General features: G+C 64.8%; 19 protein-coding genes. 13 read left to right on the forward strand and 6 right to left on the reverse strand.

Going from position 1 to position 25,507, the window contains the following annotated elements:
* Positions 1-21: 21 nt before the first annotated feature.
* The 3 genes from ACU4IU_RS13520 to ACU4IU_RS13530 all read right to left on the reverse strand — a co-directional run bounded on the left by ACU4IU_RS13520 (position 22) and on the right by ACU4IU_RS13530 (position 4,707).
* Positions 22-909, reverse strand: a complete 888-nt coding sequence (locus ACU4IU_RS13520; RefSeq protein WP_139908744.1) for an N-acetylneuraminate synthase family protein — start codon at positions 907-909, stop codon at positions 22-24.
* Positions 906-2,360 carry an acylneuraminate cytidylyltransferase gene (locus ACU4IU_RS13525; RefSeq protein WP_248283932.1) on the reverse strand — a complete coding sequence of 485 codons (1,455 nt, stop codon included), beginning with the start codon at positions 2,358-2,360 and terminating at the stop codon, positions 906-908. The genes ACU4IU_RS13520 and ACU4IU_RS13525 overlap by 4 nt, the downstream gene beginning before the upstream one ends.
* Positions 2,361-2,823: 463 nt before the next feature.
* Positions 2,824-4,707, reverse strand: coding sequence for a dolichyl-phosphate-mannose--protein mannosyltransferase (locus tag ACU4IU_RS13530; protein WP_446657022.1), 1,884 nt, complete (start codon positions 4,705-4,707; stop codon positions 2,824-2,826).
* Positions 4,708-5,021: 314 nt separating this feature from the next.
* On the opposite strand from ACU4IU_RS13530, the gene ACU4IU_RS13535 reads away from it, so the two are divergent.
* The 11 genes from ACU4IU_RS13535 (at position 5,022) to ACU4IU_RS13585 (ending at position 18,048) form a co-directional block, all read left to right on the forward strand.
* Positions 5,022-5,696 (forward strand): DUF4190 domain-containing protein, encoded by a 675-nt coding sequence (locus tag ACU4IU_RS13535; protein WP_446657023.1) that lies wholly within the window; start codon positions 5,022-5,024, stop codon positions 5,694-5,696.
* A 363-nt stretch (positions 5,697-6,059) separates the two neighbouring features.
* On the forward strand, positions 6,060-6,515 hold the full coding sequence (locus ACU4IU_RS13540; protein WP_446657024.1) for a DUF4190 domain-containing protein: 456 nt from the start codon (positions 6,060-6,062) through the stop codon (positions 6,513-6,515).
* 192 nt (positions 6,516-6,707) lie between these two features.
* Positions 6,708-7,142, forward strand: coding sequence for a DUF4190 domain-containing protein (locus ACU4IU_RS13545; protein WP_446657025.1), 435 nt, complete (start codon positions 6,708-6,710; stop codon positions 7,140-7,142).
* 131 nt (positions 7,143-7,273) lie between these two features.
* Positions 7,274-8,146 (forward strand): 16S rRNA (cytidine(1402)-2'-O)-methyltransferase, encoded by an 873-nt coding sequence (rsmI, locus tag ACU4IU_RS13550; protein WP_446657602.1) that lies wholly within the window; start codon positions 7,274-7,276, stop codon positions 8,144-8,146.
* 298 nt (positions 8,147-8,444) lie between these two features.
* Positions 8,445-9,509 (forward strand): hypothetical protein, encoded by a 1,065-nt coding sequence (locus tag ACU4IU_RS13555; protein WP_446657026.1) that lies wholly within the window; start codon positions 8,445-8,447, stop codon positions 9,507-9,509.
* Positions 9,510-9,685: 176 nt separating this feature from the next.
* Positions 9,686-11,401 (forward strand): methionine--tRNA ligase, encoded by a 1,716-nt coding sequence (gene metG / locus ACU4IU_RS13560; protein ID WP_446657027.1) that lies wholly within the window; start codon positions 9,686-9,688, stop codon positions 11,399-11,401.
* Complete coding sequence (locus ACU4IU_RS13565; protein ID WP_446657028.1) at positions 11,401-12,402, forward strand: TatD family hydrolase; 1,002 nt, start codon at positions 11,401-11,403, stop codon at positions 12,400-12,402. The genes metG and ACU4IU_RS13565 overlap by 1 nt, the downstream gene beginning before the upstream one ends.
* A gap of 218 nt (positions 12,403-12,620) precedes the next feature.
* On the forward strand, positions 12,621-13,832 hold the full coding sequence (locus ACU4IU_RS13570; RefSeq protein ID WP_446657029.1) for a ubiquitin-like domain-containing protein: 1,212 nt from the start codon (positions 12,621-12,623) through the stop codon (positions 13,830-13,832).
* Between the two features lie 391 nt (positions 13,833-14,223).
* Entirely contained in the window at positions 14,224-14,517 is a 294-nt protein-coding gene (groES, locus tag ACU4IU_RS13575) for a co-chaperone GroES (protein WP_039209993.1), read from the forward strand.
* 36 nt (positions 14,518-14,553) lie between these two features.
* Complete coding sequence (gene groL, locus ACU4IU_RS13580) at positions 14,554-16,146, forward strand: chaperonin GroEL (RefSeq protein WP_172170740.1); 1,593 nt, start codon at positions 14,554-14,556, stop codon at positions 16,144-16,146.
* A gap of 282 nt (positions 16,147-16,428) precedes the next feature.
* On the forward strand, positions 16,429-18,048 hold the full coding sequence (locus tag ACU4IU_RS13585; protein ID WP_420096816.1) for a polysaccharide pyruvyl transferase family protein: 1,620 nt from the start codon (positions 16,429-16,431) through the stop codon (positions 18,046-18,048).
* A 233-nt stretch (positions 18,049-18,281) separates the two neighbouring features.
* Here the strand turns inward: ACU4IU_RS13585 and ACU4IU_RS13590 are convergent, their stop codons facing one another.
* Complete coding sequence (locus ACU4IU_RS13590) at positions 18,282-18,686, reverse strand: SRPBCC family protein (protein ID WP_139468386.1); 405 nt, start codon at positions 18,684-18,686, stop codon at positions 18,282-18,284.
* Positions 18,687-18,988: 302 nt separating this feature from the next.
* Between ACU4IU_RS13590 and ACU4IU_RS13595 the strand changes: the two genes are divergently transcribed.
* Both ACU4IU_RS13595 and ACU4IU_RS13600 read left to right on the forward strand, forming a co-directional pair.
* Positions 18,989-19,765: an ABC transporter ATP-binding protein gene (locus ACU4IU_RS13595; protein WP_446657030.1), complete on the forward strand. Its 777-nt coding sequence runs from the start codon at positions 18,989-18,991 to the stop codon at positions 19,763-19,765.
* Entirely contained in the window at positions 19,762-21,183 is a 1,422-nt protein-coding gene (locus tag ACU4IU_RS13600) for an FtsX-like permease family protein (RefSeq protein ID WP_446657031.1), read from the forward strand. Before ACU4IU_RS13595 ends, ACU4IU_RS13600 begins: the two co-directional genes overlap by 4 nt.
* 149 nt (positions 21,184-21,332) lie before the next feature.
* On the opposite strand, the gene ACU4IU_RS13605 is transcribed toward ACU4IU_RS13600, so the two are convergent.
* Entirely contained in the window at positions 21,333-24,083 is a 2,751-nt protein-coding gene (locus ACU4IU_RS13605; RefSeq protein WP_446657032.1) for a PEP/pyruvate-binding domain-containing protein, read from the reverse strand.
* Positions 24,084-24,241: 158 nt separating this feature from the next.
* A complete protein-coding gene (locus tag ACU4IU_RS13610) occupies positions 24,242-25,456 on the reverse strand; it encodes a hypothetical protein (protein ID WP_446657033.1) in 1,215 nt (404 codons plus the stop codon).
* Between the last annotated feature and the right edge of the window lie 51 nt (positions 25,457-25,507).

Raw genomic sequence — 25,507 nt, forward strand, 5'->3', positions numbered from 1 at the left:
CGAGGTGGCTCAGCCGATTGCTCAGGCCGTGACCTTGCGCAGGGAATCGATCTTCGATTCCTCGCCCGGCATGACGCGCTTGACTCCGTCACCGAATGCGGTTTCGAGGACGCGAACGCCCTTGACGAGGGAGGCGAATTCGCGCGGTTCCATCGACGCGGACTGGTCGGATCCCCACATGGAGGAGTCGAGGGTGATGTGGCGTTCGATGGTCACAGCACCCAGTGCGGCTGCGGCGAACGAGATCTCGAGGCCGAGCTCGTGGCCGGAGTAGCCGACGGGAACACCGTAGCGTTCGCGCATGGCCGGGATGGCCTTGAGGTTGACCTCTTCGGGCGGCAGCGGGTAGGTCGAGGTGGCGTGCATGAGCACGAGCTTGTCGCGGTCGAAGACCTCGACGGCCTTGTCCAGAGTCTCCCAATCGGACATGCCCGAGGAGCACAGGACGGGCTTGCCGGTGGCGGCGATCGCGCGCAGCAGCTCGAAGTCCGTCAGCGAGGCCGAGGCCACCTTGTAAGTGAGCGCATCGAATTCGTTCTCGAGGAAGTCGACGGAGTCGGTGTCCCATGGGGACGCGAACCACTGGAGTCCGACTTCCTTGGCGTAGCGGTCGATCTCGGAGTATTCGTCGATGCCGAACTCGACGCGGTGCTTGTAGTCGATGTAGGTCATCTCGCCCCACGGGGTCGAGCGCATCTTCGACTTCTGGTGTTCGGGAACGGCCACCTCGGGGTTGCGCTTCTGGAACTTCACTGCCTGCGCACCGGCGGTGACGGCGACATCCATGAGCTGCTTGGCGATGTCGACGTCGCCATTGTGGTTGATGCCGATCTCACCGATCATGTACACGGGCTGGTTCGGGCCGACGAGGTGCTCTCCGATGGCCACGGGGGCGAGTTGGTCAGTCATGAAACCTGCTTTCGGTTGGCACGCGAAATCTCCGCGCGGTTGGTGAACTGCGGCTGGTGCCGCGGGACGGATGGTTGCTGGTCGGGGAAGGCGGACGCGTGGCCGGACAGGGCCGCCGACTGGTGGCCGGCCGGGCGTCCTGACTGGTGCCCTGCCAAGGTCGATGGGTGTCCGGTGGGCGACCGCAGTGAGGTCAGGGTCGGATTCGGCAGGGGTTCGGCCGCCTCGGCGGGGATAGGAATGAGGTCGCAGACCTCACGCACCGCACCCCGTCCGCCTGGCCGATCGAGGATGACGCGGGCGGCGGCGAGGACGCGCGGGTGGGCGTCGGCGACGGCGATGGGCCAGCCGACGACGTCGAAGGCCTCGAGGTCGTTGATGTCGTTGCCGACGTAGGCGACGCGGGCCGGGTCGAGGTCGTTGGCGGTGATCCATGCGTCGAGGATGCTGGCCTTGTTGTCGATGCCCTGGGCAACGTCGACGCGCAGCTTCTCCGCACGGCGGGTCACGACGGGGTTGCGTTCCTTCGACAGGATCATCACGGGCACGCCGGACTTCACGAGTCGGGAGATGCCCATGCCGTCGCCGCGGTGGACGCGGACCTGTTCGTTTCCGTCCTCGTCGACGTAGGCGCCGTCGTCGGTGTGGACGCCGTCGAAGTCGGTGACGAGGGCGTCGACGTCGATGACCTGCGCGGTCTCCTGTGTCGAGGCGATGGCGCGGACGAGGGTGAGGTCGGACATGTCGTCGATCTCGCGGGCGTGCTCGGGCGGGACCTCTTCGATGCCGATGCGGCCGAAGAAGCGGTGCTCGTGCTCGATGAGGCCGGAGGTGCGCATGACGTAGAACGCGCCGGTTTCGTTGAAGTGCTTGGCACGGTCCTGGCGGCGCGGCCGGAAGCTGGCTTCGTGCCCGACGGCCACGGCCTGGGTGTCGTCGTCGAGGCGCCACAGGAAAGAGTGGTCTTCGACGGCGGAGAAGACGACATCGGCGTCGTCGTCACGGACCGTGCGCACCGCGTTCTCGATCGAGGCGGAGTCGATGAAGGGGGAGGTGCACTGCATGAACACGGTGATGTCGAAGTCCTCATCGAGGGTCGAGAGTGTGTGGATGAGAGCGGATTCGCTGGTGGCGGTGTCGCCGGCTATCTCGGCAGGGCGGTGGGCCACCTCGGCGCCGGCGCGCAGGGCTTCGGCTGCGATTCCGTCGTGGTCGGTCGAGACGATCACGCGGTCGATGCTGGGGCTGGCCTGGGCGGCATTGATGGCGCGGGCAAGCAGGGAGATTCCGGCGACCTTCTGCAGGTTCTTCAGCGGGATGCCCTTGGATCCTCCGCGCGCGGGGATGATCGCGACGGTGCGGTGGGGAGTGGGGGAGGTGGTGCTGGTTGATGCGGTGGTGCTTTCTGCCGCCTGGTTCGCGGCCACGGTGGTGCGCGCATCCGGCTTCATTTCCGACTGAAACTCGGTTGCGTTGGGCTCGTAGGTCGTCGATTGGTCATTCACAATGATTCGACGCTAACGACGGGGTGTTACCTCAAGGTGAACACGCCATGTCGCCGAGGCGACTCCTCGATGGCGAACCCGTGACGGATGTGCCGGTGGGCCGCGGGCGGGGCCGTGCGGCGACGTTCAAGCCGGTCCCTGTGCCCGCGGGCGGTGGGTGCTGAGTGGGCAGAGCCGGTGGGAGTCTCATCGACTTTTGGGTAGTTGCGCGAAAACGTCTCATCGACTTTTGGGTAGGCAGGTGAATCGCTTCATCGACTTTTGGACGAATAATCCGGTTCGAACATGAGTATCTGATCAAAAGTCGATGACGAGTGGGACAAAAGTCGATGACGCGCGGCCCGAAGCTGCCGGCGGCGTGATTCGACGGAGCCAGCGCGGTGCGTGGGTGCACGCCAACGTCAGCCGGTCAGCGCCAGGTGATGTTCCACATGCGGTTGTTCCAGGCCGAGAACGGGATGACCTCACCGGTGTAGACGGGCCAGAAGTAGGCGAAGGCGAGGATAGCTGCGACGAGGATGAGCCCGACGCTCAGTCGCCTGGCGAACAGCGCCGCGGAGGTCCGCGCGAAACGCTGCTTCGTCGACGGCCCTGGCGAGTCTCGCCCGCCAACAGGCGCCCGACCCCAGACGAGGGTCAGACAATACGTCACGGCCAGCACGACGAAGGGCACCATGACGATGGTGTAGAAGGTGAAGATCGTCCGCTCCTGGTAAGCGAACCATGGCAGCCAGGTCGCTGCCAGCCCGGCGAGGATGACGGCGGGGCGGACGTCCCGGCGGATGATCCACACGATGAGGCAGACGAGCACAGCCAAGGCGGCCAAGCCCCAGATCACAGGGTTGCCCACCGAGGTGATCGCCGAGGAGCACTTCGCGACCGTGCACCCCATATCGCTGCGGTCGTAGGACTCGTAGTAGAACGACGTCGGCCGCCACTGCACGATCCAACCCCACGGGTTCGACATGTACGGATGCTCCGAGTCCAGCCCGACATGGAACGAGTACGCCGTGTAGTGATAGTGCGCCAGCGACGGCAGCCAGTCCAACCACTCCGGCAGCGCACGCCACCAGCCGAAATTCTCCGCAGCCCACTGTCGGTCCCACGCATCGTCCGACCGGATCCACCCGGTCCAGCACGCCACATAGGTCACGAGCGCGATCGGCACGAGCTTGAAGAACGAGGGAATGCTGTCGCGGATGAACATACCCAGCCACGGATGCACGACCCCGGCCCGATACCGCGAATGCACATCCCACAGCACGAGCAGAATCCCGAACGCCGCCAGCGCATACAGACCCGACCACTTCACTCCCGTAGCCAAGCCGAGACTGATCCCCGCAGCGAAGATCCACGGACGCGCGCCGAGGCGGGGCCCGAAGTTGATCACGTCCCTGGACTTCGTTCGACGCCGACGTCGGGCTTCCGCGGTGGGCGGGGCCGCCTCGGGGAGTGGGGCGGTGGAGATGATCGACTCGCTGAGTTCGGTCGGGAAGGTTCGGGGGACCTCCTCGGGGTCGGATGAGGAGGAAGCGGCCGCCTCGGGGAGGGGATCTGGATTCTGCAGTGTGCGGGACGGAGCGGAGCTGTCGATCTCCGCGGTGCGCTGGGTCCAGGCGGCCAGGCGCTTCGTCACCTGCTCGCGGTCGAGGAGGATGAAGAAGAAGGCGAGGAGGACGAAGGCCATGAGCACGATGTCGAGCAGGCTCGTGCGGGAGTGGACGAAGTGCTCGCCGTCGATGGCGAGCAGGCCGGCGGCGACGCAGGCGAAGAACGCCGAGCGGAAGAGCTTCCAGGCGATGACGCCGAGGAGGAAGATCGTCAGGGTGCCGATGATCGCCACGGTGAAGCGCCAGCCGAACGAATCGTCGGCGCCGAAGAGGTCGATGCCCCACCCGATGAGCCATTTGCCCAGCGGCGGGTGGACGACGTATTCGGGGGTGGGCTCGATGACGCTGGGATCGCCAGCGTTGAAGGAATCGTCGGCGTTTTCGGGCCAGGAGCGTTCGTAGCCGAAGTTGAAGACCGAATAGCCGTCCTTGACGTAGTAGGTCTCGTCGAAGATCAGGCGGTGTGGGAAGTCGAGGCGGAAGAGTCGCAGGGCCGCACCGATTCCGGTGATGACGAGCAGGGCCGGCCACATCCACAGCGGTGCTCGGGTGGCCCACATGCCGGCGTGGAAGGTTTCGCGGCGCATCGCAGCGGCGCCGGAACGCACCTTTTCGCGTTTCCTCGCCAGGCGCTCGCGGGCGATGCGCCTGGTGGGGGCCGGGGAGTCTGCGGTGTGTGTCATCGGAGTCCAGTTTAGAGATCTCGGCGGGCAGGGCTCTCATGCGACCCGCAGGGAAGGGCGGGGCATTGGGAATGATCGGGCCGGCGGGGTGGGGTCGAAGGGGAGTGTCGGTCGGGCGTAGGTCGGGGAGTGAGGGTGTGCCGGGTGGGGCCGACGAGGTGGGGGAGTGAGGGCGTGCCGGGTGTGGCTGGCGTAGGTCGGGAAGGGGAGACCGGCATGAGGTTCGGCACCTTGAGCAGGATTCTTGGGCATTCGCCACCGTGCATCACTAGAGTAGTGGGAGACAGCCGGAGTCAGAGCGAATGGTGCACAACGTGTCGAACAACCCCAACTACCGCCCGAGCGATCCTCCCCAGGTCGGCTCGCAGCAGTTCAACAACAACTATGGTTCCCAGCCGCAGTACGGTCAGGGACAGTCGGGTCAGTACGGATCCGGTGCCGGACAGTACGGGTCCGGTGCGGGTCAGTATGGGTCCGGTGCCGGACAGTATTCGCAGGGACAGCCGTATGGGCAGCAGAACTCCTATGGACAGTCCGGCGCCTACGGTCAGCAGAACGCGTACGGACAATCAGGCGGATACAGCCAGCCCGGTGCCTACAGCCAGTCGGGCGCGTACAGCCAGCCGATGACCTACGGCGCGCAGCCGGTCTTCGTCCGGCCCGCACCCAACAAGATGGCCGTGTGGTCGATGTGGATGGGCATCGCCGGTATCGGCGGCGGATTCGTCTGCGGCCTGCTGTCGATGATCCCGGTCATCGGCATCATCTTCAGCATCATCGCGATGTTTCTGTGGATCGCACCGGTGCTCGCCGTCATCTTCGGCCACATCGGCCTCGGCCAGATCAAGCGCACAGGCGAAGAAGGCCGCGGACAGGCGATCGCCGGGCTCATCATCGGATACGTGACTATCGCCCTGGGGCTCATCATGGCGATCGTCATGATCGGCATCCTGGGCATCGGCTTCTTGGGCATGATGAGCAGTTACTGAGCTGCGCCGCGTGACCTCGGCGCTGCCCGGGGTGACTTCGGCGCCGCCCGCGTGACCTCGGCGCTGCTCCGGATGACTTCGGACGGGTGCCGAGGTCACGCTCGATTCGGACGGTCGGGCCGCTCTGCACGACCCTGAAAATGCCTGCCCGCAGCGTTGCGTGCGCCCCAAGGCCACGCGGGTACGGGCCGGTCGGGCCGCCTCGGCGAGGGGAACCTGCAACCTGTGGTGCAGGACTGCAACACGATTCGGCCGCCGCGCTCGCTGCACGTAGGTAGCGTTGATGACAGATATCGGGACACCTGTCGAGGACGGCCCCGAGCAGATTCAAAGATCAACGACAGCCAGCGGAACGGAACGGACATGAACACTCGCGTACTGCCTCTCGGGAACACCTACACCAGATCGAAGGGTTCGGTCCACGCCCCCGTCGCAGTCCACACGCCCGCACCGGTTCATACTCCGGCCCACCCTCATGCCCTGGTCCAGGCCCCCGTGACGTACGGGAACCGAGCACCGGTCGTCGTCTACCAGCAGGTGGCGCCGACGAATTCCTCGTCGATCGTCGCGCTGGTGCTCGGCCTCATCTCGTTCATCTCATCGTTCTTCTTCCTCGGCTTCGTCGGCATCATCTTCGGACACATCGCCCGTTCGCAGATCAAGGCCCGCGGAGAGCGTGGCAACGGAATGGCCGTGGCCGGGCTGTGGCTGGGGTATCTCAGCGTGATCTTCTGGGTCGTGTTCTGGCTGCTCTACTTCGGCGTCATCGCGCTCGTCATCGGCGCCTCGATCGCCGCTGGAAACGCAACCGTCAGCTGAGGCTCGGGATTCCGGGAAGCCCACCCCGGCAGACGACCTGGCGCACGGTCTCAACGTCCGACACACGCGCCCGCCCCGGCATCACATCGCAAGGTGCCCACCCCGCCAACTGTGATTGACCTGTAACCGCCCCGCCTTTTGCCGCCACCGACGACTCTGTACCGTTGAAGGCAACCACAAGGAGACTTCGCTATGAGCAGCCAGAACAACTGGAACAACCCGGACATGTACTACCAGCAGCCCCAATCGAACGCGGGCGACTCATACAGTGCACAGTCCTACAGCCAGAACAGCGCCTACGCGGCCAATGCACAGTACGCCGGCGGACCCGGCTACGTGTACCAGCAGCTGCCACCGACGAACGTGCTGGCCATCGTCGGCATGTGCGCTTCGATCTTCGGCGTCATCTCGTCCGTCTTCATCGGCGGCATCGCCGGCATCATCATGGGCCACATCGCCCGCAAGCAGATCCGCGAACGCGGAGAACGCGGCGACGGTATGGCCATCGCGGCTCTGTGGGTCGGTTACATCGGCACCATCCTCTGGATCCTTTTCTGGGTCCTCTACGTCGGGGTATTCGTCCTCATCTTCGGCGCGGCAATGGTCGGCGCGGGTTCGACCAGTTGAGTTCAGACTCCTTCGCGTCGTCCGGCCAGGGTGCCGATACGGATCTTGGGTTCGGTGACGACGACAACCCCACCGAGGCGGCCGGCCACGGAGCCGACGACAACCCCACCGAGGCGGTGCCGTCCGACGACATCGACCTGACCGATGACGCGGGGCCAAGAATCGGTCCGAACCTCACCGGCGGTCGACTGATCCTGGTCGGGACTCCGATCGGCAACCTCGGCGATGCGAGCCCGCGGATGCGGGATGCCATCGAAACTGCCGATGTCATCGCCGCCGAGGACACGCGGCGGTTCCTGTCGCTCGCGCAGCGACTCAACCTCACGCACACGAAGCGTGTCATCAGCGTCTTCGACCACAACGAGGGCCATCGCGCCCCCGAACTCGTCGACATCATCGCTGCAGGTGAGACCGTTGTCCTGCTCTCCGACGCAGGGATGCCCGCCGTCTCCGATCCCGGCTACCGCGTGGTCAAGGCCTGCGCCGAGGCGGGACTTCCGATCACGTCGACACCGGGGCCATCCGCGGTGCTCATGGCGCTCGCGGTCTCGGGACTGCCGAGCGACCGGTTCAGCTTCGAAGGGTTCCTGCCGCGCAAGTCCGGGCAGCGCAAGACCCTGCTGACCGAACTCAAGGCGGAGAAGCGGACGATGGTCTTCTTCGAAAGCCCGCACCGCATCGCCGATGCGATAGACGACTTCGCCGAGATCATCGGCGCCGACCGACCCATGGCCATCAGCCGCGAGCTGACGAAGACCTACGAGGAGACTCTGCGCGGAACCGTCGGTTCATTGCGCGATCAGGCTGCCGAGGGTCTGCGAGGGGAACTGACCCTCGTGCTCGCCGGTGCCACCGAGGTCGAAACGGCTCCGGAGGACCACCTCGGTGAGGTCAGCGCTTTGGTCGACTCCGGAGTGCGTGCCAAGGACGCGGCCGGCCAGGTGGCGAAGAAGTTCGGCCTATCCAAGCGCGACGTCTACGAGGCCTGGCTCCACCGCGACTGACACGACTCGTGTGCAGTGGGCTGTGGATAGTCAGTAGCCCAGTTTTGGGTGGATGGCCCATGTCGGGAGGTGGGCTATCTACCTCAAACTGGGCCATCAGCGCGGTTGAGATACTCCCCAAGCGAGCCTGGTGCGAAAGGCACGATCTGCCGAAGCCGGTCGACGACTCGACTCGAGCGCTGAGGCTTGTTGATTGACTCCTTACTGAGACGCTGTCGCCATGTGGACCCCGGAGTTGATTCCACAGCAACAGGATTGAGCATTGCTGAATCAACGCGGATTTCGGCAGTGTGCCGGCATGAAGAACAACGTCGTGTATTTCACGGACCTTCGCAATGCTGGAGCCTCAACGGCAGAAATCCGCAGCGCTTTGGGCTGCTGTCTGCGAAAGCTCTCTCGTGGAGTCTATTCGGTCGTCAGACGTTGTGAAGTCCGTGCCCACCGATACCTCTCTCCCTTCGCCACGGACTCGGATTGGATGACGTATCACGAGGAAGGACGCGACAAAGAGCGGTCCCAGCAACGCAGATACGAGGCGAATCTGAAGCGTCTGCAAGTCCTCCACTATCCCCACTACCGCGCAGGAGACATCGTGTTCGGGATCTCGGCGGCCCGCCTGCACAGAATCGGTATGTTCGACGAGCCGGACGAACCAGTGTCGGTGTTCCACCCCATATCAAGCACCAAGTCACCCGAGCTGATCAGGCGACGCAGAACAATCGCAGCTGATGACGTCTGCCAGGTGGAAGGGCTTCGCGTCACTACTCCGGCTCGAACTGCCTTGGATCTGCGGGCCGAACTCGGCAGCGCTGCGGCGTTTGCCGCGATGGAGCAGGTGGTCAGATGGCATCTTCTCGGCGACGACGAGGATCTGATCTTCAGGCTCGGGTATCCGGCACATCTGCTGGACGAGGTTCCGGGTGCAGTCGCAGCTCTGTTCGCAGCGCCCATTGACCGCCTGGCACGGGGCGCAAAGGTGGCCGCGAGACTGGTCTCACTCGCATCACCGTTGTCCGAAAGCTATGCGGAGAGCAGAGCCGCCTTCAATCTGCATCTTCTGGGTCTGCACGACTTCGTGCAGCAGGTGAATATTGCCGATGGCAGCCGACTTCTCACGAGACTCGACTTCCTGTTCCGTGACGATAGAGTCGCACTCTACGTCGATGGGACGCAGAAGTACGTTGATGGCGGCTTCGACGTCATGAACAAGGAGAGCCGACAGCACAATCGTCTGCTGGCGATGGGCTATAAGATCGTGCGCTTCAAATTCAATGAAGTTCTGGACCCGAAGACCTTCGGACAGAAGCTCTTCTTACAGGCACCTGAACTACGTCGTCGATGTGGGAAACCGCTGGTTCTGTGAACTGGTGTCCAGGTGCGAACTGTTTCAGCCCAGTCCGAGGTGAGCCGCCCATCTTCAAACGTGGGCTACTCACCGCAAATTGGGCTATTCGCGAATCCTCGGCAAAAACTCGCTTGGGTCCACCAGCACCAGCCCATGCGCGCCTGCGCGGCGGTGTCCCTTAGACTGAGTTCCCTATGGGTTACTACTTGACGACAGCGATTGCCTACCCCAACGGGGCCATTCACATCGGGCATGCCTATGAGTACATTGCGGCCGACACGATCGCCCGGTTCAAGCGACTGGACAATCACGATGTCTTCTTCTGCACCGGCACGGACGAGCACGGACTGAAGATGCTGCAGGCGGCGAACAAGCTCGGCATCACCCCCAAAGAACTCGCTGACGACAACGCGAAGAACTTCCGCGACACCCAGCTCGCCCTCGGCTCGACCTTCGACCGGTTCATCCGCACCACCGACGAAGACCACTACGCCGCCTCGCAAGCCATCTGGCGCAAGCTCGAAGAGGCCGGCGACATCTACCTCGACACGTACTCCGGCTGGTACTCCGTGCGCGACGAGGCCTTCTACACCGAGGACGAGACCGAAGTCGTCGACGGCGTGCGCCTGTCCAAGGAGACCCGCACCGAGGTGACCTGGACGGAAGAGGAGTCCTACTTCTTCCGTCTCTCGAAGTACCAGGACAAGCTGCTCGAGCTGTACAAGAACCACCCCGAGTTCATCGGTCCCGACTCCCGCCGCAACGAGATCGCCTCGTTCGTCGCCTCCGGGCTCAAGGACCTCTCCATCTCCCGCACCACCTTCGACTGGGGTGTGCCGGTGCCGGGCAACGACAAACACGTGATGTACGTGTGGATCGACGCACTGACGAACTACCTCACCGCCGCCGGCTACCCCGATGACCAGGAGCGCCTGAGCAAGTGGTGGCCCGCCGACGTCCACATCATCGGCAAGGACATCATCCGCTTCCACTCGGTCTACTGGCCCGCGTTCCTCATGAGCGCCGGCATCGAACTGCCCAAGCGGGTCCACGCCCACGGCTTCCTCTTCAACTCCGGTGAGAAGATGTCGAAGTCCGTCGGCAACGTCGTCGACCCCCTCGACCTCGTCGATGCCTTCGGCCTGGACACCCTGCGCTTCTTCCTCTTCCGCGAGTTCTCCTACGGCCACGACGGCTCGTATACGAAGGACTCGATCATCACACGGAAGAACTCCGACCTCGCCAACGAGTACGGCAACCTCGCCCAGCGTTCGCTGTCGATGATCCAGAAGAACTGCGACGCCCAGGTGCCGCAGCCGGGTGAGCTCACCGAGGCGGACGAGAAACTCCTCGCCCTCGCCCGGGCCGTGCCCGACACCGCCCGACGCCACGTCGACACCCAGGCCCTCCACCTCTATGTCGAGGCCTGCTGGAAGGTGCTGTCCGAGGCCAACCGCTACTTCTCCGCGCAGGAGCCGTGGAAACTGAAGAAGACCGATCCCGATCGCATGGCCACCGTGCTGTGGGTGACGATCGAGGTCGTGCGCATCATCTCCATTCTCATCCAGCCGGTCATGCCCGAATCCGCAGGTAAGATCCTCGACCTCCTCGGTGTGCCCGCCGGCGTCGGTGAGGCCGGTGCGAAGGTCCTGCCGACCGCCGTCGATTCCGGGTCCGGCGCCGAGGCGATGGGAGCCGTATCCGCGAGCGCGGCCATCGGCGTCGCCGCCGGTGCGGCATACGCTTCGGCCGCCCTGGCGCCGAATGTCGCCGAGGCCGCTGCCGACGGCATCGCCGCCGCCGAGGCGGATCCCCGGTCGTTCGCGGCCGTCGGGTTCCCGCTCGGACCGGGCACACCCCTGCCGAAGCCCGAACCCGTGTTCCCGAAGTTCGTGGAGGAGACCGAATAATGGCCTCGCGCGCCGCCGGAACCTATCCACCGGTGCCCGAACCGCTCGCTCATCCCATCGTTGACACCCACACTCACCTCGACATCTGCACGGGTGTGCGGCTGCCGCTGGGTGCTGGTGAACCCGAACCCGAGGTGACCCCGAACGCGGACGAAGAGTTCCCGTCGCTGGATTTCTTCCATGACACCGCCTCCGAGGCGGGAGTCCGTCGCATCGTCCAGATCGGCTGCGACCTTCCGGCAGCCCGGTGGACGACCGCGCTCGTGGCTTCCCAGTATTCAGGCACCCCCGCCGAGGCGGCCACGGAGGTGGGATCCCTCGCCGAGGCGGCCGACCCCCGTACTGTGCCGGGCCCTCCTGCCGAGAGACGGACGTGGATGATCGGCGGGGCCGCCCTCCACCCGAACGAAGCCCCGCGGCTGGCCGAGCGCGGCCTGCTCGATGACGCTCTCACCGAGATCGAATCGCTCGTGAGCTCGCATGAGCGCATGCGCGTGGTGGGGGAGACCGGTCTCGACTACTTCCGCACGGCAGAAGAGGGAGTCGCCGAACAGCAGCGCTCCTTCCGAGCTCATATCGAGATCGCCAAGCGCACCGGACGTGCACTGCAGATCCACGATCGGGAGGCACACGCCGATGTGCTGCGCATCCTCAAGGAGGAAGGCGCTCCCGAGGTCACGATCTTCCACTGCTACTCCGGCGACGAGTCGATGGCCCGCGAATGTGCGGCCGAAGGCTATTACATGTCCTTCGCCGGCAACCTCACGTTCAAGAACGCCGACGAGCTGCGGCGGGCCGCGGCGGCCGCTCCACTGGAGCTCCTGCTGACGGAGACCGACGCACCCTTCCTCACCCCGCACCCGCATCGCGGTCAGCCGGGAGGTCCTTACCTCACGGCGGTCACGGCGCGGAAACTCGCCGAGGTGCGCGGGATGAGCGAAGAGGATCTGTGCACGGCCGTGTGGAACAACGCGGAGCGGGCCCTCGGCAGCTGGGACTGAGCCGGGCTCAGCCCTTCGTTCTGTGAGCGAGATAACGGGACGCAGCGCCGCCTCGGCGGGGGAATGTCACGATCGGGAATGCCCCTGAAACACGGGGAACTCCTGGTCAGGCACGCCCTCAGGAAACTCACACCGTTACATTTCCGTGATATTTTGCGAACCGTGTAACGAATCGGTTACAGTGAACGGGTCGATAAACTCTGCTCAGGGATATTTTTGTGATTGATTTTCTGAAGAACCGCAAGGTTCAGATCGCTGCACAGGCGGTCGTGATCACCGGACTCGTCGGTGGCACGGGCGCAGTTGTGACTATGAACAAGCCTGTGACCTTGGAGGTCAACGGACAGGCCGAAGAGATCCGGACCTTCGGTGGAACGGTCGGGGACATCCTCGACAGCCACGAAATCGATGTCGATAAGCGCGACCAGGTCAAGCCCGGTGTGGGCACCAAGGTCGACCGTGACATGACGATCACCGTCAACACGGCGAAGAAGGTTGCGCTGTCCGTCGATGGCAAAGAGACGAACGAATGGACCAACGCGAACACCGTGGGTCAGGCTCTGGCCGACCTCGGTGTCGACGCGAAGGGCGCCGACCTCAACGCGAAGGCCAGCCAGCGTCTGAAGGACGAAGGCAATGACATTGAGGTGACCACGTCGAAGGACCTCACCGTCGTCGCCGACGGCAAGGACCACAAGGTCTCGGCCGCTGTGGGCACCGCCAAGGAAGCCCTCAAGGACACGGGCGTCAAGCTCGACAAGGACGACTTCCTGTCCGTGCCGATGTCCGCCGAGGTCTCCGACGGCCAGGTGCTGACCGTCAACCGCGTGAAGAACGACACCGTCAAGGACAAGCAGGCCATCAAGGCCAAGGTCGAGACCAAGAAGTCCGATTCCCTCTACGAGGGTGAGACCAAGGTCGAGACCGAAGGCAAGGACGGCGAGAAGCAGGTCACCTACAAGGTCAAGACGATCAACGGCGAAGAGGTCAAGAAGGAGAAGAAGGACGAGAAGGTCCTCTCCGAACCCAAGACCAAGGTCGTCATCCAGGGCACCAAGAACAAGGAGGAGCCGGCTGACACCGGCGGTTCCGACTCGGGTGACTCCGGCGATTCCGGTTCGGGCGACTCCGGTGACTCCGGTGACTCGAGCACCGGCGGCGGCTCCGGCGGCGGTTCCATGTCCACCGCCGAGATCAAGGCGATGCTCGGCGGACCCGGTTCCAAGTGGTACCAGGTCGTCGAGTGCGAGTCGAACTTCGACCCGAAGGCTTCGAACGGCACCCACTTCGGACTGTTCCAGTTCCTTCCGCAGACCTGGCACTCCATGGGAGGCAGCGGCAACCCCTCGGATGCCAGCCCGCAGGAGCAGTTCCAGCGTGCGAAGAAGCTGCAGGCCGAAGCCGGCTGGGGTCAGTGGACCTGCGCCTGATCTGAGATCAGGTTCGCAGCAGCCGACTGAGCGCCTGTATAGGCCATGAACTCTGGCCGCCATTGACAACAGATATCGACAACTGAGCTGAGGCGGTCAGCAAGGAGCGTGGGCCCCGAGGAGAGATCCTCGGGGCCCACGCTTTTCGGTGCCCCGCTGCCCCGGCTTCCGGGGGCCAATCTGAACTTTCGCCCAGAGCATGACGAATTGCTGGCACTCAAGTTGACCGAGTGCTAAGAGCGTTCTAGAGTCAGAATTAGCACTAGCACTCATTGAGTGCCAGTTTCATGAGACGGTCGAATCGCTCGGCACCCGCGACGACGAGAGGTTCATGGCATAAGCCGCCGTCTGACTCGATGAAATAGAACCCAGCGAAGGGAGAGGGCCCGATATGTCGGTCTCCATCAAGCCACTCGAAGATCGGATTGTCATCCGTCAGGTCGAAGCAGAACAGACTACCGCCAGTGGTCTGGTCATTCCCGAAACCGCCAAGGAAAAGCCTCAGGAAGGCGAAGTTGTCGCAGTGGGCCCGGGCCGTGTTGCTGACAACGGTAACCGCGTGCCGGTCGACGTCGCCGTCGGCGACAAGGTCATCTACTCCAAGTACGGAGGCACCGAAGTCAAGTACGCAGGCGAAGAGTTCCTCGTGCTCTCGGCTCGCGACGTGCTCGCCGTCATCGGCTGAATCCCCTGAACAACTACTTCACTGACAGGAGGACGAATGCCTAAATCATTGGAATTCAACGACGAAGCCCGTCGTGCACTCGAAAAGGGTGTCAACACCCTGGCCGACACCGTCAAGGTGACGCTGGGACCCAAGGGCCGCAACGTCGTGCTCGACAAGAAGTGGGGCGCCCCCACCATCACGAACGATGGTGTGACCATCGCCCGTGAGGTCGAGGTCGACGATCCTTACGAGAACCTCGGCGCACAGCTGGCCAAGGAAGTCGCCACCAAGACCAACGACATCGCCGGTGACGGAACCACCACCGCGACCGTTCTCGCTCAGGCCTTCGTCAACGAAGGACTGCGCAACGTTGCCGCAGGTGCCGCACCCGGACAGCTCAAGCGCGGCATCGAGACCGCCGTCGAGGCCGTCTCGCAGCAGCTGGGCACGATCGCCCGCGACGTCGCCGACTCCTCGGAGATCGCACACGTCGCCGGTCTGTCGGCTCAGTCGCCTGAGATCGGCAAGCTCATCGCCGATGCCTTCGACAAGGTCGGCAAGGACGGCGTCATCACGATCGACGAGTCGCAGGCCGCGTCCGTCGAACTCGAGATCACCGAAGGAATGCAGTTCGACAAGGGCTTCCTGTCGCCGCACTTCGTGACCGATGCCGATCGCCAGGAGGCTGTGCTCTCCGATGCTCTCATCCTCATCAACCAGGGCAAGATCTCCAACATCCAGGAGCTCCTGCCGGTCCTCGAGAAGGTGCAGCAGGCAGGCAAGCCGCTGTTCATTATCGCCGAGGACATCGAGGGTGAAGCTCTGTCGACCCTGGTCGTCAACAAGCTGCGCGGAATCATCAACGTCGCCGCCGTCAAGGCTCCCGGCTTCGGTGACCGTCGCAAGGCCATCCTCGAGGACCTCGCCGTCCTCACCGGTGGCCAGGTCGTCACCCCGGACATGGGCATGAAGCTCGACCAGGTCACCCTGGAAGAGCTCGGCAACGCCCGCACCATCACCGTCACCAAGGACAACACCACCATCATCGATGGTGCCGGTGCCGACGATGCTGTTGCCGGTCGTGTCGCTCAGATCCGCGCCGAGGTCGAGAACACCGATTCCGACTGGGACCGCGAGAAGCTGCAGGAGCGCTTGGCCAAGCTCTCCGGCGGAGTCGCCGTCATCAAGGTCGGCGCCGCCACCGAGGTGGAGCTCAAGGAGCGCAAGCACCGCGTCGAAGACGCCGTGTCCGCTACTCGAGCCGCCATCGAAGAGGGTGTCGTCGCCGGCGGTGGATCGGCTCTGATCCACGCTGCGAAGGTCCTCGACGGCAACGACCTCGGACTGTCCGGTGACGCACTCACCGGTGCCGAGATCGTCAAGCGCGGAGTCGTCCAGCCGCTGCGCTGGATCGCCGCCAACGCCGGCCAGGACGGCTACGTCGTCGTCGCCAAGGTCCAGGACCTCGAGTCCGGCCAGGGCTACAACGCCGCCATCGACGAATACGGCGACCTCATCGGTGCCGGAATCATCGACCCCGTCAAGGTCACCCGTTCGGCGCTGCGCAACGCCGCTTCGATCGCCGCCCTGGTTCTCACCACCGAGACCCTGGTCGTCGAGAAGAAGGACGAGGAGGACGAAGCCTGAGCCATTCGCTCGGACTGAGTCGTCTCTGACCACGACAGTGGCCCGGAACATCACGTTCCGGGCCACTGTCGCATTCATCGGCGTATTCACCCTCACCGAGGCGGCCCACCCCATGAGATCGCCCGTGCCGTTCCGAGGTCGCCGCCTTTGCGGGGTTCGGCCTGTCGACCCCGCCTCTGTTCACTCGACTGTCGCGCCTCATTCACTTTCCCGAGGTCTCTCGAGGCTATGGTGTCGCGGAGGCCCCCCGATCCGGGGCCTCACCGCAGATCCAAGGGAGATATGAAGCGCATTACGATGATCGGCGATGTCGGGTGGAGCCGGTTCTACCACCTCGGCGATGAGGCGATGACGGAGCTGGCTATCGAAGCGCTCCAACGCAGAGGCGACATTTCGATCACCCTCATCGCCGGTCAGCCGCAGCACGCCAGCGAGATGTATGGTGTCGATGCCATCTCTCGCATCGGATTCAAACGCGATCGCGAACCGAATATCACGCGGATGGAGCGCATCCTCGAGTTCGCCGAATCCGAAGGTCGCAGCCGCACTCTCACCCCGAACGACCCTGCGCGCACTGTCATCGAGACCGTTCGCGACTCGGACGCCGTGCTCATCGCCGGTGGCGGAAACCTCAACTCCATGTTCGCCCACCACATCTATGAGCGGGTGACACTGGGGCGATTGGCGAAACTGTTCAATCGACCTTATGCGCTCACGAGCCAGACCCTCGGCCCTCTCATCTACGACGAGGATCGCAAGCTCGTCTACGAATTCCTCGCCGACGCCGAATTCGTCGGCAGCAGGGAGAGCTATACGACCACTTTCGCAAAGCAAGTCGGCGGCAAGCGTGCCGTCGTACGCAGGCAGGTGGATGACGCCTTCTCACTGACTGCCCGGGAAGAGGACCGCGAAGCAGTCGACGACCTCACGGCTGAGCCGTTCATCTTGGCCAGCTACGCGGAGAAGGCATCCTCCCCGGTGCTCGCGGACAGCGACTATCACGCCCATCTCGTCGACATCACGCGCAGGCTCGCCGACGAGACCGGACTGAACGTTCTGTTGGTTCCCCACGGAGGCGGCCTGCCGCCTGCCCTGCCGACAAGGGACCAGCTGACCAATGACCAGATCGCCGGTGAAGTCGGACGCGAGTCCGTCACATCCACGAGGATGCTCACGGCCAGAGAGCTTATCGCTCTGACCGAAAAGGCGGAGTTCGTCATCGGCACTCGCTATCATGCGGGGATCTTCGCCGGTGCCGCCGCGGTTCCGTTCATCTCGCTCGTCCCGAACCTCTATTCGTCCATCCGCATGCGAGGGGCGGCAGAGAATGTGGGGATGGAACAGTTCGTCCTACCTGTGGACAGTGTCGATGATGTCGTCGCGACAGGAGTCGGAGTGGCGCAGAACCGGGCTGAGTTCCACGCCGCGCTCACCGACAGCTCTGCCCGCAGACGCGCCGAACACGACGACTGGTGGGACTTCGTCGTCGCTCATACCGTCGGCGATGGGTCAGGCGAGACTCCTAGCGCGTCCTCGGTGCCGGCCCCAGATTTCTTCCACGCGGACGAGGTGGATAACCGATTCGATTCTGCGGCAGCAGCCAATCGCGCACGGCTCTCAGCAATCGAAGAATTCGGTCTGCTGCTGGCCAAGCGCGACCGCCAGCTGGCTGTGGCACGAAAGCAGGCGAGGGACGCAGCTGCCGCTCTGGAGATCAGCAACGCCAGACATGAGCGGCAGGACGGCATGCTCGCGGTGAAGGCAGCCAGGAAGGTGCGGAGCTGGCAGCGGAAGGTCAAGCGGCGCGTTCGGCGCGGTACGAAGGCCGTCGGCAAACGCTTCACTGAGGCAGCGCAACGCCGCGGTGAGTTGGCAACGATGCAGTCGCGCAAGCAGGTCTGAGCGGGCCTCGGGCGCGCAGAATTCCACTTTCGACACACCCTGCTCTGAAATGCACACTGAAGAACCTGGGCAATTCAGAGACAGGTGTACAAAAGGCCTGAAGCCACTGTGACCCAGCCGTTGTTGCGCGCTTTGTGCCGTCTAGGGCGTGCTCGGGCGTGGGGCCGTGTCATTGGTGTCGGCTTTGTGCACGCGCGCGAGGCCTGGACGAAGGGTGCTCAGGCAGGGCGTGTTCAGGCGCGGTCGCTCTCGAGCTGAGTGCGCAGGCGGACGAGGTCGGCACGAACCATGTCGGCGTCCCGGTCGAACTGGGCGTCGTCGACTCCTGGCAGACGGAACAGAGTGAAGACCACCTCGGCGCCGGTGCCGTTGGCGAGCACCCGCAGGGGATTGTGCACGATCGTGCCGTCGGGGAAGATCACGTCGTGATCGAGGATTCCCAGCTCCGTGTGCGGGCCGAAGCGGACTTCGACCTCGCCCATCGGGGAATCCGTGATCCAGCGGCCGCCCGCCTCGCGGATTCCATTGCTCAGTCCTGCGGCCCAGGCCGGAAGGTTCGCGGGATCGCCGGCGAAGGCCGCCACCTTGGCGGGTGAGGCGTCGATGGACGTCGATAGGTGGAGCGCTGGATTCGTCATCTCCCAAGTGGACCACAAGAGAAGCCGCGCGGCCAGGGAAAGGGAGCGGACCATGGCAGGCGGGTCGGTACCTCGCACGCGGGTCGACCATCGCACGCGGGTCGGTACCTCGCACGCGGGACGGCCATCGCAGGCGGGTCGGTACCTCGCACGCGGGCCGGCCCAGAGTGCCCTCCCTCGTGCCGCTCGCAGCAGACCGTACACAGCTCGCTCACACCTACTGGCCAGTCGCTTTTCATGTTTCTTGAGCCCGATCCTCGTTAGTCTGGAAATGACAGCTTGCACCGACGCATGAGGAATCTATGACCACCGGCCCAACGATGCCCATCGCCCGACTTCGCGACGTTTCGAAGGTCTTCGATCCGAAAGGGGCAGCGGTCACGGCTCTCAGCGGGGTCAGCCTCGACATCGCACCGGCCGAACTGACCGCGGTGATGGGGCCCTCGGGCTCGGGGAAATCAACACTCATGCACGTCCTCGCCGGACTCGATCGTCCCACCTCGGGCTCAGTCCACCTCGGCGAACAGGAGATCACGAAGCTGCGCGACGACGACCTCACCGCCCTGCGCCGCCGCCGGATCGGATTCGTCTTCCAAGCGTTCAACCTCGTGCGCACGCTCACCGTCAAAGAGAATATCCGCCTGCCCTTCGAACTCGACGACCGTCGGCCCAATGCCGACGAACGCGCCTGGATCACCACGGTCGTCCACCGCCTGGGGCTGGAAGAGCGCCTCAAACACCGACCCAACGAGCTCTCCGGCGGTCAACAGCAGCGCACCGCCATCGCCCGGGCGCTCGCAACCCGCCCCGACATCCTCTTCGCCGACGAACCGACCGGCAACCTCGACGCGAAGTCCGGTCGCGAAGTTATGGCGATCATGGTCGAGGCCGTCCGCGACTTCGGCCAATCTATCGTGCTCGTCACTCACGACCCGATCGTCGCCGCCCACGCCGACCGCGTGATCTTCATCGCCGACGGCACCCCCGTGACGGAACTCAACGACACCATCACCGCCGAAGCGATCGCCTCGACCATGCTCGACATCGACGAACGCGCCGAACCCGCGGTGAGTCGATGAACCCGCTGCGCCAAATTCGAACCAACCCGCGGCAGTTCTTCCCCAGCATCCTCGTCGTCTTCATCGCCGCTCTCTTCGGCACCGCAATCATGCAGGGCATCGCGATCCTGACCGCGTGGCTGTCGTCCGAGAAGATCATCGCCGAGTCCGAGACCGCGCAGAACTTCCTCTCGATGATCGGTGTCACCTTCTTCCTCATCGCTCTCTTCGTCTCCGCGATCGTCATCGCGAACACGTTCTCGATCATCATCGCCGGTCGCAGCCGCCAGCTGGCTCTGCTGCGCCTCATCGGGGCGTCGTCGAAACGGCTGCGCAGGGCCGCCTCGGTGGAGGGCCTGGTCATCTCCGTCCCCGCCGCGGTGCTCGCCTTCGCGGCGTCGACCGGGCTGGCGAAAGCGGCCCAGAATTATCTGGGCAACGCCATCACCGAGGAGGTCGCCCTCCTCACCCCGACCATGGCCGTTCCCGCGCTCGCCACTATCATCGTGACCTGGTTGTCGGCGTACCTGGGCGCGCGCCGCATCACCGGGATCTCACCGATCGAGGCGACCTCGCAGGCGGTGGAGCTCCGGCCCGAGGACGCCCGGGCCTCACTCGGCGGACTCACCGCCTCGCTGATTCTGCTGTCCATGGGGCTGACGTTCCTCGTCAATTCCGTGATCGGGGCCGCCGATCATCGGATCAGCGTAATCAGCGTGGTGCTCACCGCATTCGGCTCGAGCCTGACCTTCCTCGGCGTCATCATCGGCCATCCGTGGATCCTACCGCCCCTGCAGGCAGCGATCGGCTGGCTGTGCGGACGCACCGCGGTGTCCCGGTTGGCCGCCTCGACGATCGCCCGCCATCCCACCCGGAACGCGCGCACGGTCATCGGTCTCGTCATCGGCATCACGCTCATCGTCATGTTCGCCACCGCCATGACCACCTTCCGTGATCAGCTGCTGCGGTATGCCAGGTCGCTCGGCGAGGAAGGGTGGGGCGGCCTCGAAGACGCGCTGGCCACCGTCATCGACAAGTCGATGCTGTTCGCGCTGACCCTCATCCTCTTCTCCGTGATCATCGCCGTCATCGGCGTCGCGAACACGCTCATGCTCTCCGTGCGTCAGCGCACTCAGGAGATCGGGCTGCTCATGGCGCTCGGCCAGACCCCGAAGCGCGTTTGTCGGATGATCACTGCCGAAGGCCTGCAGCTGAGTCTGACCGCCTGCGCGGTCGCCGTCCCGCTGGGCATCGGCTTCGGCTGGGTCGGCGCGCTGACCCTGCTCTCGCCCCTGCTCGGCCTCTTCGCGCCGAGCGTGCCCTGGACGGTCGTCATCGCCGTCATCGCCGGCACCCTCGTCGCCGTGTTCGTCGCCAGCCGCGAACCTGCCCGCGCGGCCACATCGATCAGCCCCGTCGAAGCGCTCGAAGCCGTGTGAGGTGCGGGTGCTGCGGATGGCTACCGCCGAGGCGTCGGGCAACGCCGCGGCGAGCAGCCCAGTTTGAGGTGAGTAGCCCTGTTTCAAACATGGGCTATTCAACTAAAACTGTGTAGAACTGTCGCCCGGGCTGAATCGAGCTCTGCGCGTCAGTCGATTTCGATGACGGTTCCGTTCGACCCGTCGACGCGGACGCGCTGGCCGGAGGTGAACCGGCTCGTCGCGTCGCGCACGGCCATGACGGCGGGCAGCCCGAGTTCTCGAGCGGTGACCGCTCCATGTGAAAGTGCTCCGCCGCTTTCGGTGATCACCCCGCCCGCCTGGTAGAACAGGGCGGTCCATGCCGGGTTCGTGGTGCGCACGACGAGGATCGCTCCGTCGGGGAATGATGAGAAGTCAGCGGGGGAGTGGACGACGAAGACCTCGCCTTCGACGGTCCCCGGGCTGCCTGCGGTGCCAGTGATGTGGTCGCTGTCAACGTCGACTGCGGCTGCTGCTTTGCCGTACTCCCATTCGGGTGTGCGATCGACCGCAGCCTGGTAGGCAGCCTTGTTCTGTGCGGCGATCTCGGTGAGACTCGTCAGAGCGGATCCTGTTCCCGTGGTGCCTGTGACCGGGCTCGTTGAGGCGCGGGTTGCGGCAGCGTCGGTGGCGTCGGTGGTGTCCACCTCGCGGTCCGCGGCGTCGGCACGGATCGCTGTGTCGAGGTGCTCGAAGTCGATGAAGTACACGTCCGAGGCCTCAACGAGGACCCCGGCATCGACGAGCCTGCCGCCGAGCTCCTTCAGCGCACGCCGCATCGGCAGGGTCAGCCGCGTCGTCTGATAGTGCTCAAGGTCATCGAGTGCCGTGTAGGTTCGGGCCAGACGGATGACTTCCTGGACGAGATAGCGCAGCTTCTCAGGTGCCGCATTGACGACGGCGAGTTCGGTCTCTGCCTGCACGATCTTGCGCTCCATATCCGTCATCGGCGCGGACGCGGCCCCTGTGCCCGAACCCGACTCCGGCGAGCCGATTGTCGCAGCGGCCGAATGGTCTCCACCACCCGCTGGACTGGCCCCGGCGTCCGAGGTCTCTGCTTCGGCCACGGTCCGTGCGGCGAGCAGACGGATCTGGTCGAGCACGATGTGCGGAGCCTCGACCCACGTCGGATGGTAGGCGTCGAAGTCGAGTTCACGGTGTCCGTGCTGCTCGAGGAACCGGTCGAAGGATGCTTTGAACTTCGGGAACCTCTCCAGCTCCGCGACCCCGGCCTTACCATGGTGGGCCTCGAGTGCAGTGAGCAGATCAGCATCGGCGGCGACAAGCTGCGAGAGCTCGCGCAGCTCGGCGTTGACCTGCGATGTCTTCGTCTCCGTCGACGCCATGAGGCGTTTGAACACGACCTGTGCCTGATCCTCGTCGAGAGCGAGCGAGAGCATGTGCTGCAGAGCCGCATAGAGTGTGCCCTGGGTCAGCGAGATCGCGATGTTCGGCCGGAAATACTCGGTGCCGAGGTCACTGATCGCAATGACGTGATCCCACACCTGTGCCAGTGACTTGTCTTCCAACGGCTCGTTCGACAGGCGACCGATCCCGATGAGATACGTGTCGAGATCACGCATCCACTGCACCGGCAGCTCCTGCACCCACCCGAACTGCCGAGCGATCTGGGGCAGCGACTCGGTGATCGTCTCGACGCTGGAGAGCATGTTCGTCGGCAGCCGACCGGCGTAGAGATCGACTGCGGTCTGATTGCCGTAGATATAGAAGTCGCGCATGACGAACCATTTGTCATCGAACGGCGGCAGCCCCATGAGATCGAAACTGTGATTGAGCGAATGATGGAAGCCGGCCTCCACGAGATCCCAGGTCAGCGGTGTCACCGGGGTGGGGAAGCGCTCCGCGGACTCATCGCGGGTCCACCGCGGAGCCACCCGCGTGATCGGCCGCGACTGCAGCAGATAGAGATCGCCGTCATGCAGCGCCCATTCGATGTCTTGAGCGAACCCGAAATGGTTCTCCGCGGCCACCGCGAGCTCGGCGACCTGTTTCGCCTGCGCCGTTGTCAGCGCCGGACGCGTGCGCTGCTCCGCACCGAGGTCGACGACCGTCGTCCCCGCGCCGCCTCCCTCACAGAGGCGGTCGCCTCCGACGTCGTGGCCAGCCCCGTCGCCCGCGCCGTTCCCACCGCCGCTCATGATGAGCGCGGTGGGCTTCTCAGCGATCTCGGCTGCGACCTGCTCGCCGGTTTCCCTGCGGACCCGGAATTCGTCGACCGGTTCCTCCCCGCCGACGACCGTTTCGCCGAGACCGAAGGCCGCGTTGATGAGCACCTCGTCGGTGTTGCCGCGCACCGGGTCGACGGAGAACGCGACTCCAGCGGCTTCGTCGGCGCTGACTGAGACCATGAGCTGGACGACCACGGCCATCTTCGCCTCAAGCTGATCGACGCCGAGCTGCCGGCGGTAGCGGAAGGCGTGCTCGTTCCACAGTGAGGCATAGCAGTCGCGCACCGCCTCGGCGATGGCTGCGGTTCCACGCACGCCGAGGTAGGTGTCGTGCTGCCCGGCGAACGCTGCACCCGGCAGGTCCTCCATCGTGCCCGAGGACCGCACTGCCACGGCCTGCCCGGTCAGTCCCGCCTCGGCAACGGCTCCGTCGAATTCGGACAGCCACGCATCGGGGAACGGGGTGGCACGGATGAGGTCGGCGATCGCCTCGGCGGGAGAGTCGGTGCCGATGAGCTCGGCGATCCGTGACTGCAGCGGTGCGATGAACTGGGAATAGGCGTCGGCGGTGACGATGAAACCGCCGGGCACGGGCAGGTTCTGCGCGGACTTCGCCAGGCTGGCGCCCTTGCCGCCGGTGCGGGCCAGATCGGTGGCGAGGGGATCGGTGAAGCGGAGTGTGAGGCTCATCGGGGCTCCTTCGGGTCTGCGGTTCACGACACTGTTCATCGGGTGTGGTGCGGTTCGTCGAGGGTGGTGCGTTTGAGAGGTCGGTGCGGTTGAGAGGGTGATGCGGTCGTTGGGTCGGTGGGGTTGAAGGGACGGTGCGATGGGTGGCTTGCCGGGGTTCACGGTCGGATGCGGCGGACTCCCAGCAGCAGCCAGCCGAGCACTCCGCTGAGGACACCTGCGCCGATGACCGCGGGCCAGAAGAACGCCGCGATGATCAGTACCGGTACCCAGACCATAACCGCTGCGAAGCCCGCGAGGATGCGAAAGAATGTGACAGTATTGCGACCGTCCGCGCGTGACCCGGCGACCGCGGCGGCCACAAGGATCGGGGCGAAGAGCCACAGAGCCAAGAATCCGACCCACCTGATGACGGGATAGGTGCGCGGTGTCGTGGGGACATTCGCCGAGGTGGGGCCGCCGTCCGCCTGGCCCGCACCGGTAGGGCGGTCGCCGTCGGGAACGGCGGATCCGACCTCATTCTGCAGCTTGAGAAACGCCTGCGCATAGCTCGCCGAGGCGCCCGGAGTCCTCCGCGCCCGGTCGAGGGCACGGGCTTCGACAGCGGCGAACGTCGTTTCGTCCGGGCAGTTCACCGACACATCGTCAAGGGCGGCACCCATCGCCGAGGCGACCGCCGCCTCCCATTCTTTGTCCTCCCTGCCGTCGCGGTCGGGAATCGTGACCGCGCGACCGCGGACCACCTCGGCGCGGGAGCGGAACCGATCCGGGGTCGAATAGAACAGGCCCACGGGGATGACCTCGACGTCGATGCCGTCTTCGATGAGGGCACACGCGATCCGGGCAGCGCCGGACTTGTACGGCTGCGGACGGTGGCCCCACTCGCTGCTGGCCTCGGGGAAGATGCCGAGGTCACCGCCTCGGCGCAGGTGGGCGAGTCCTGCCTCGACGGGGCTGGCCACGGAGGCGGGATCGAGTCCGTAGCGCTCGACGTCTTTGGGACGGACCACGGGGATGCCGGCAATGAAGAGGCGGAGGAACCAATGGCGCAGCAGCTGGATCGAGACGAGGAACTGAGCGTGCGGGAACGCTGCTAGCACCTGGTGGCCATCGATCGCGCCGTTGCGGTGGCTGGCGATGATGAGGCGCGGTCGCCGGGCGGGACCTCCGTCGGGCGCGGAAGGAGAGTCAGCGGATGCGGCGGGACGGCCGGCACCTGAGGCGGGGGTCGCCTCGGCGGGAGATGATGCCGGCTTCGGTGACTGGGAATCCGGGCTCGAGCTGAGGTCGAGCACGCGGATGCGGCCGAAGTACACGGTGCGCATGGCCGCGTTGATGATCCGGTGGCGCAGGCTCAGTGAGGCATCGCTCATGACACCAGTCCACCACAGGTCCGGGTGGGATGGGACGTCCTGGCTATGCAA

The organism is Brevibacterium sp. CSND-B09 (assembly GCF_052906525.1).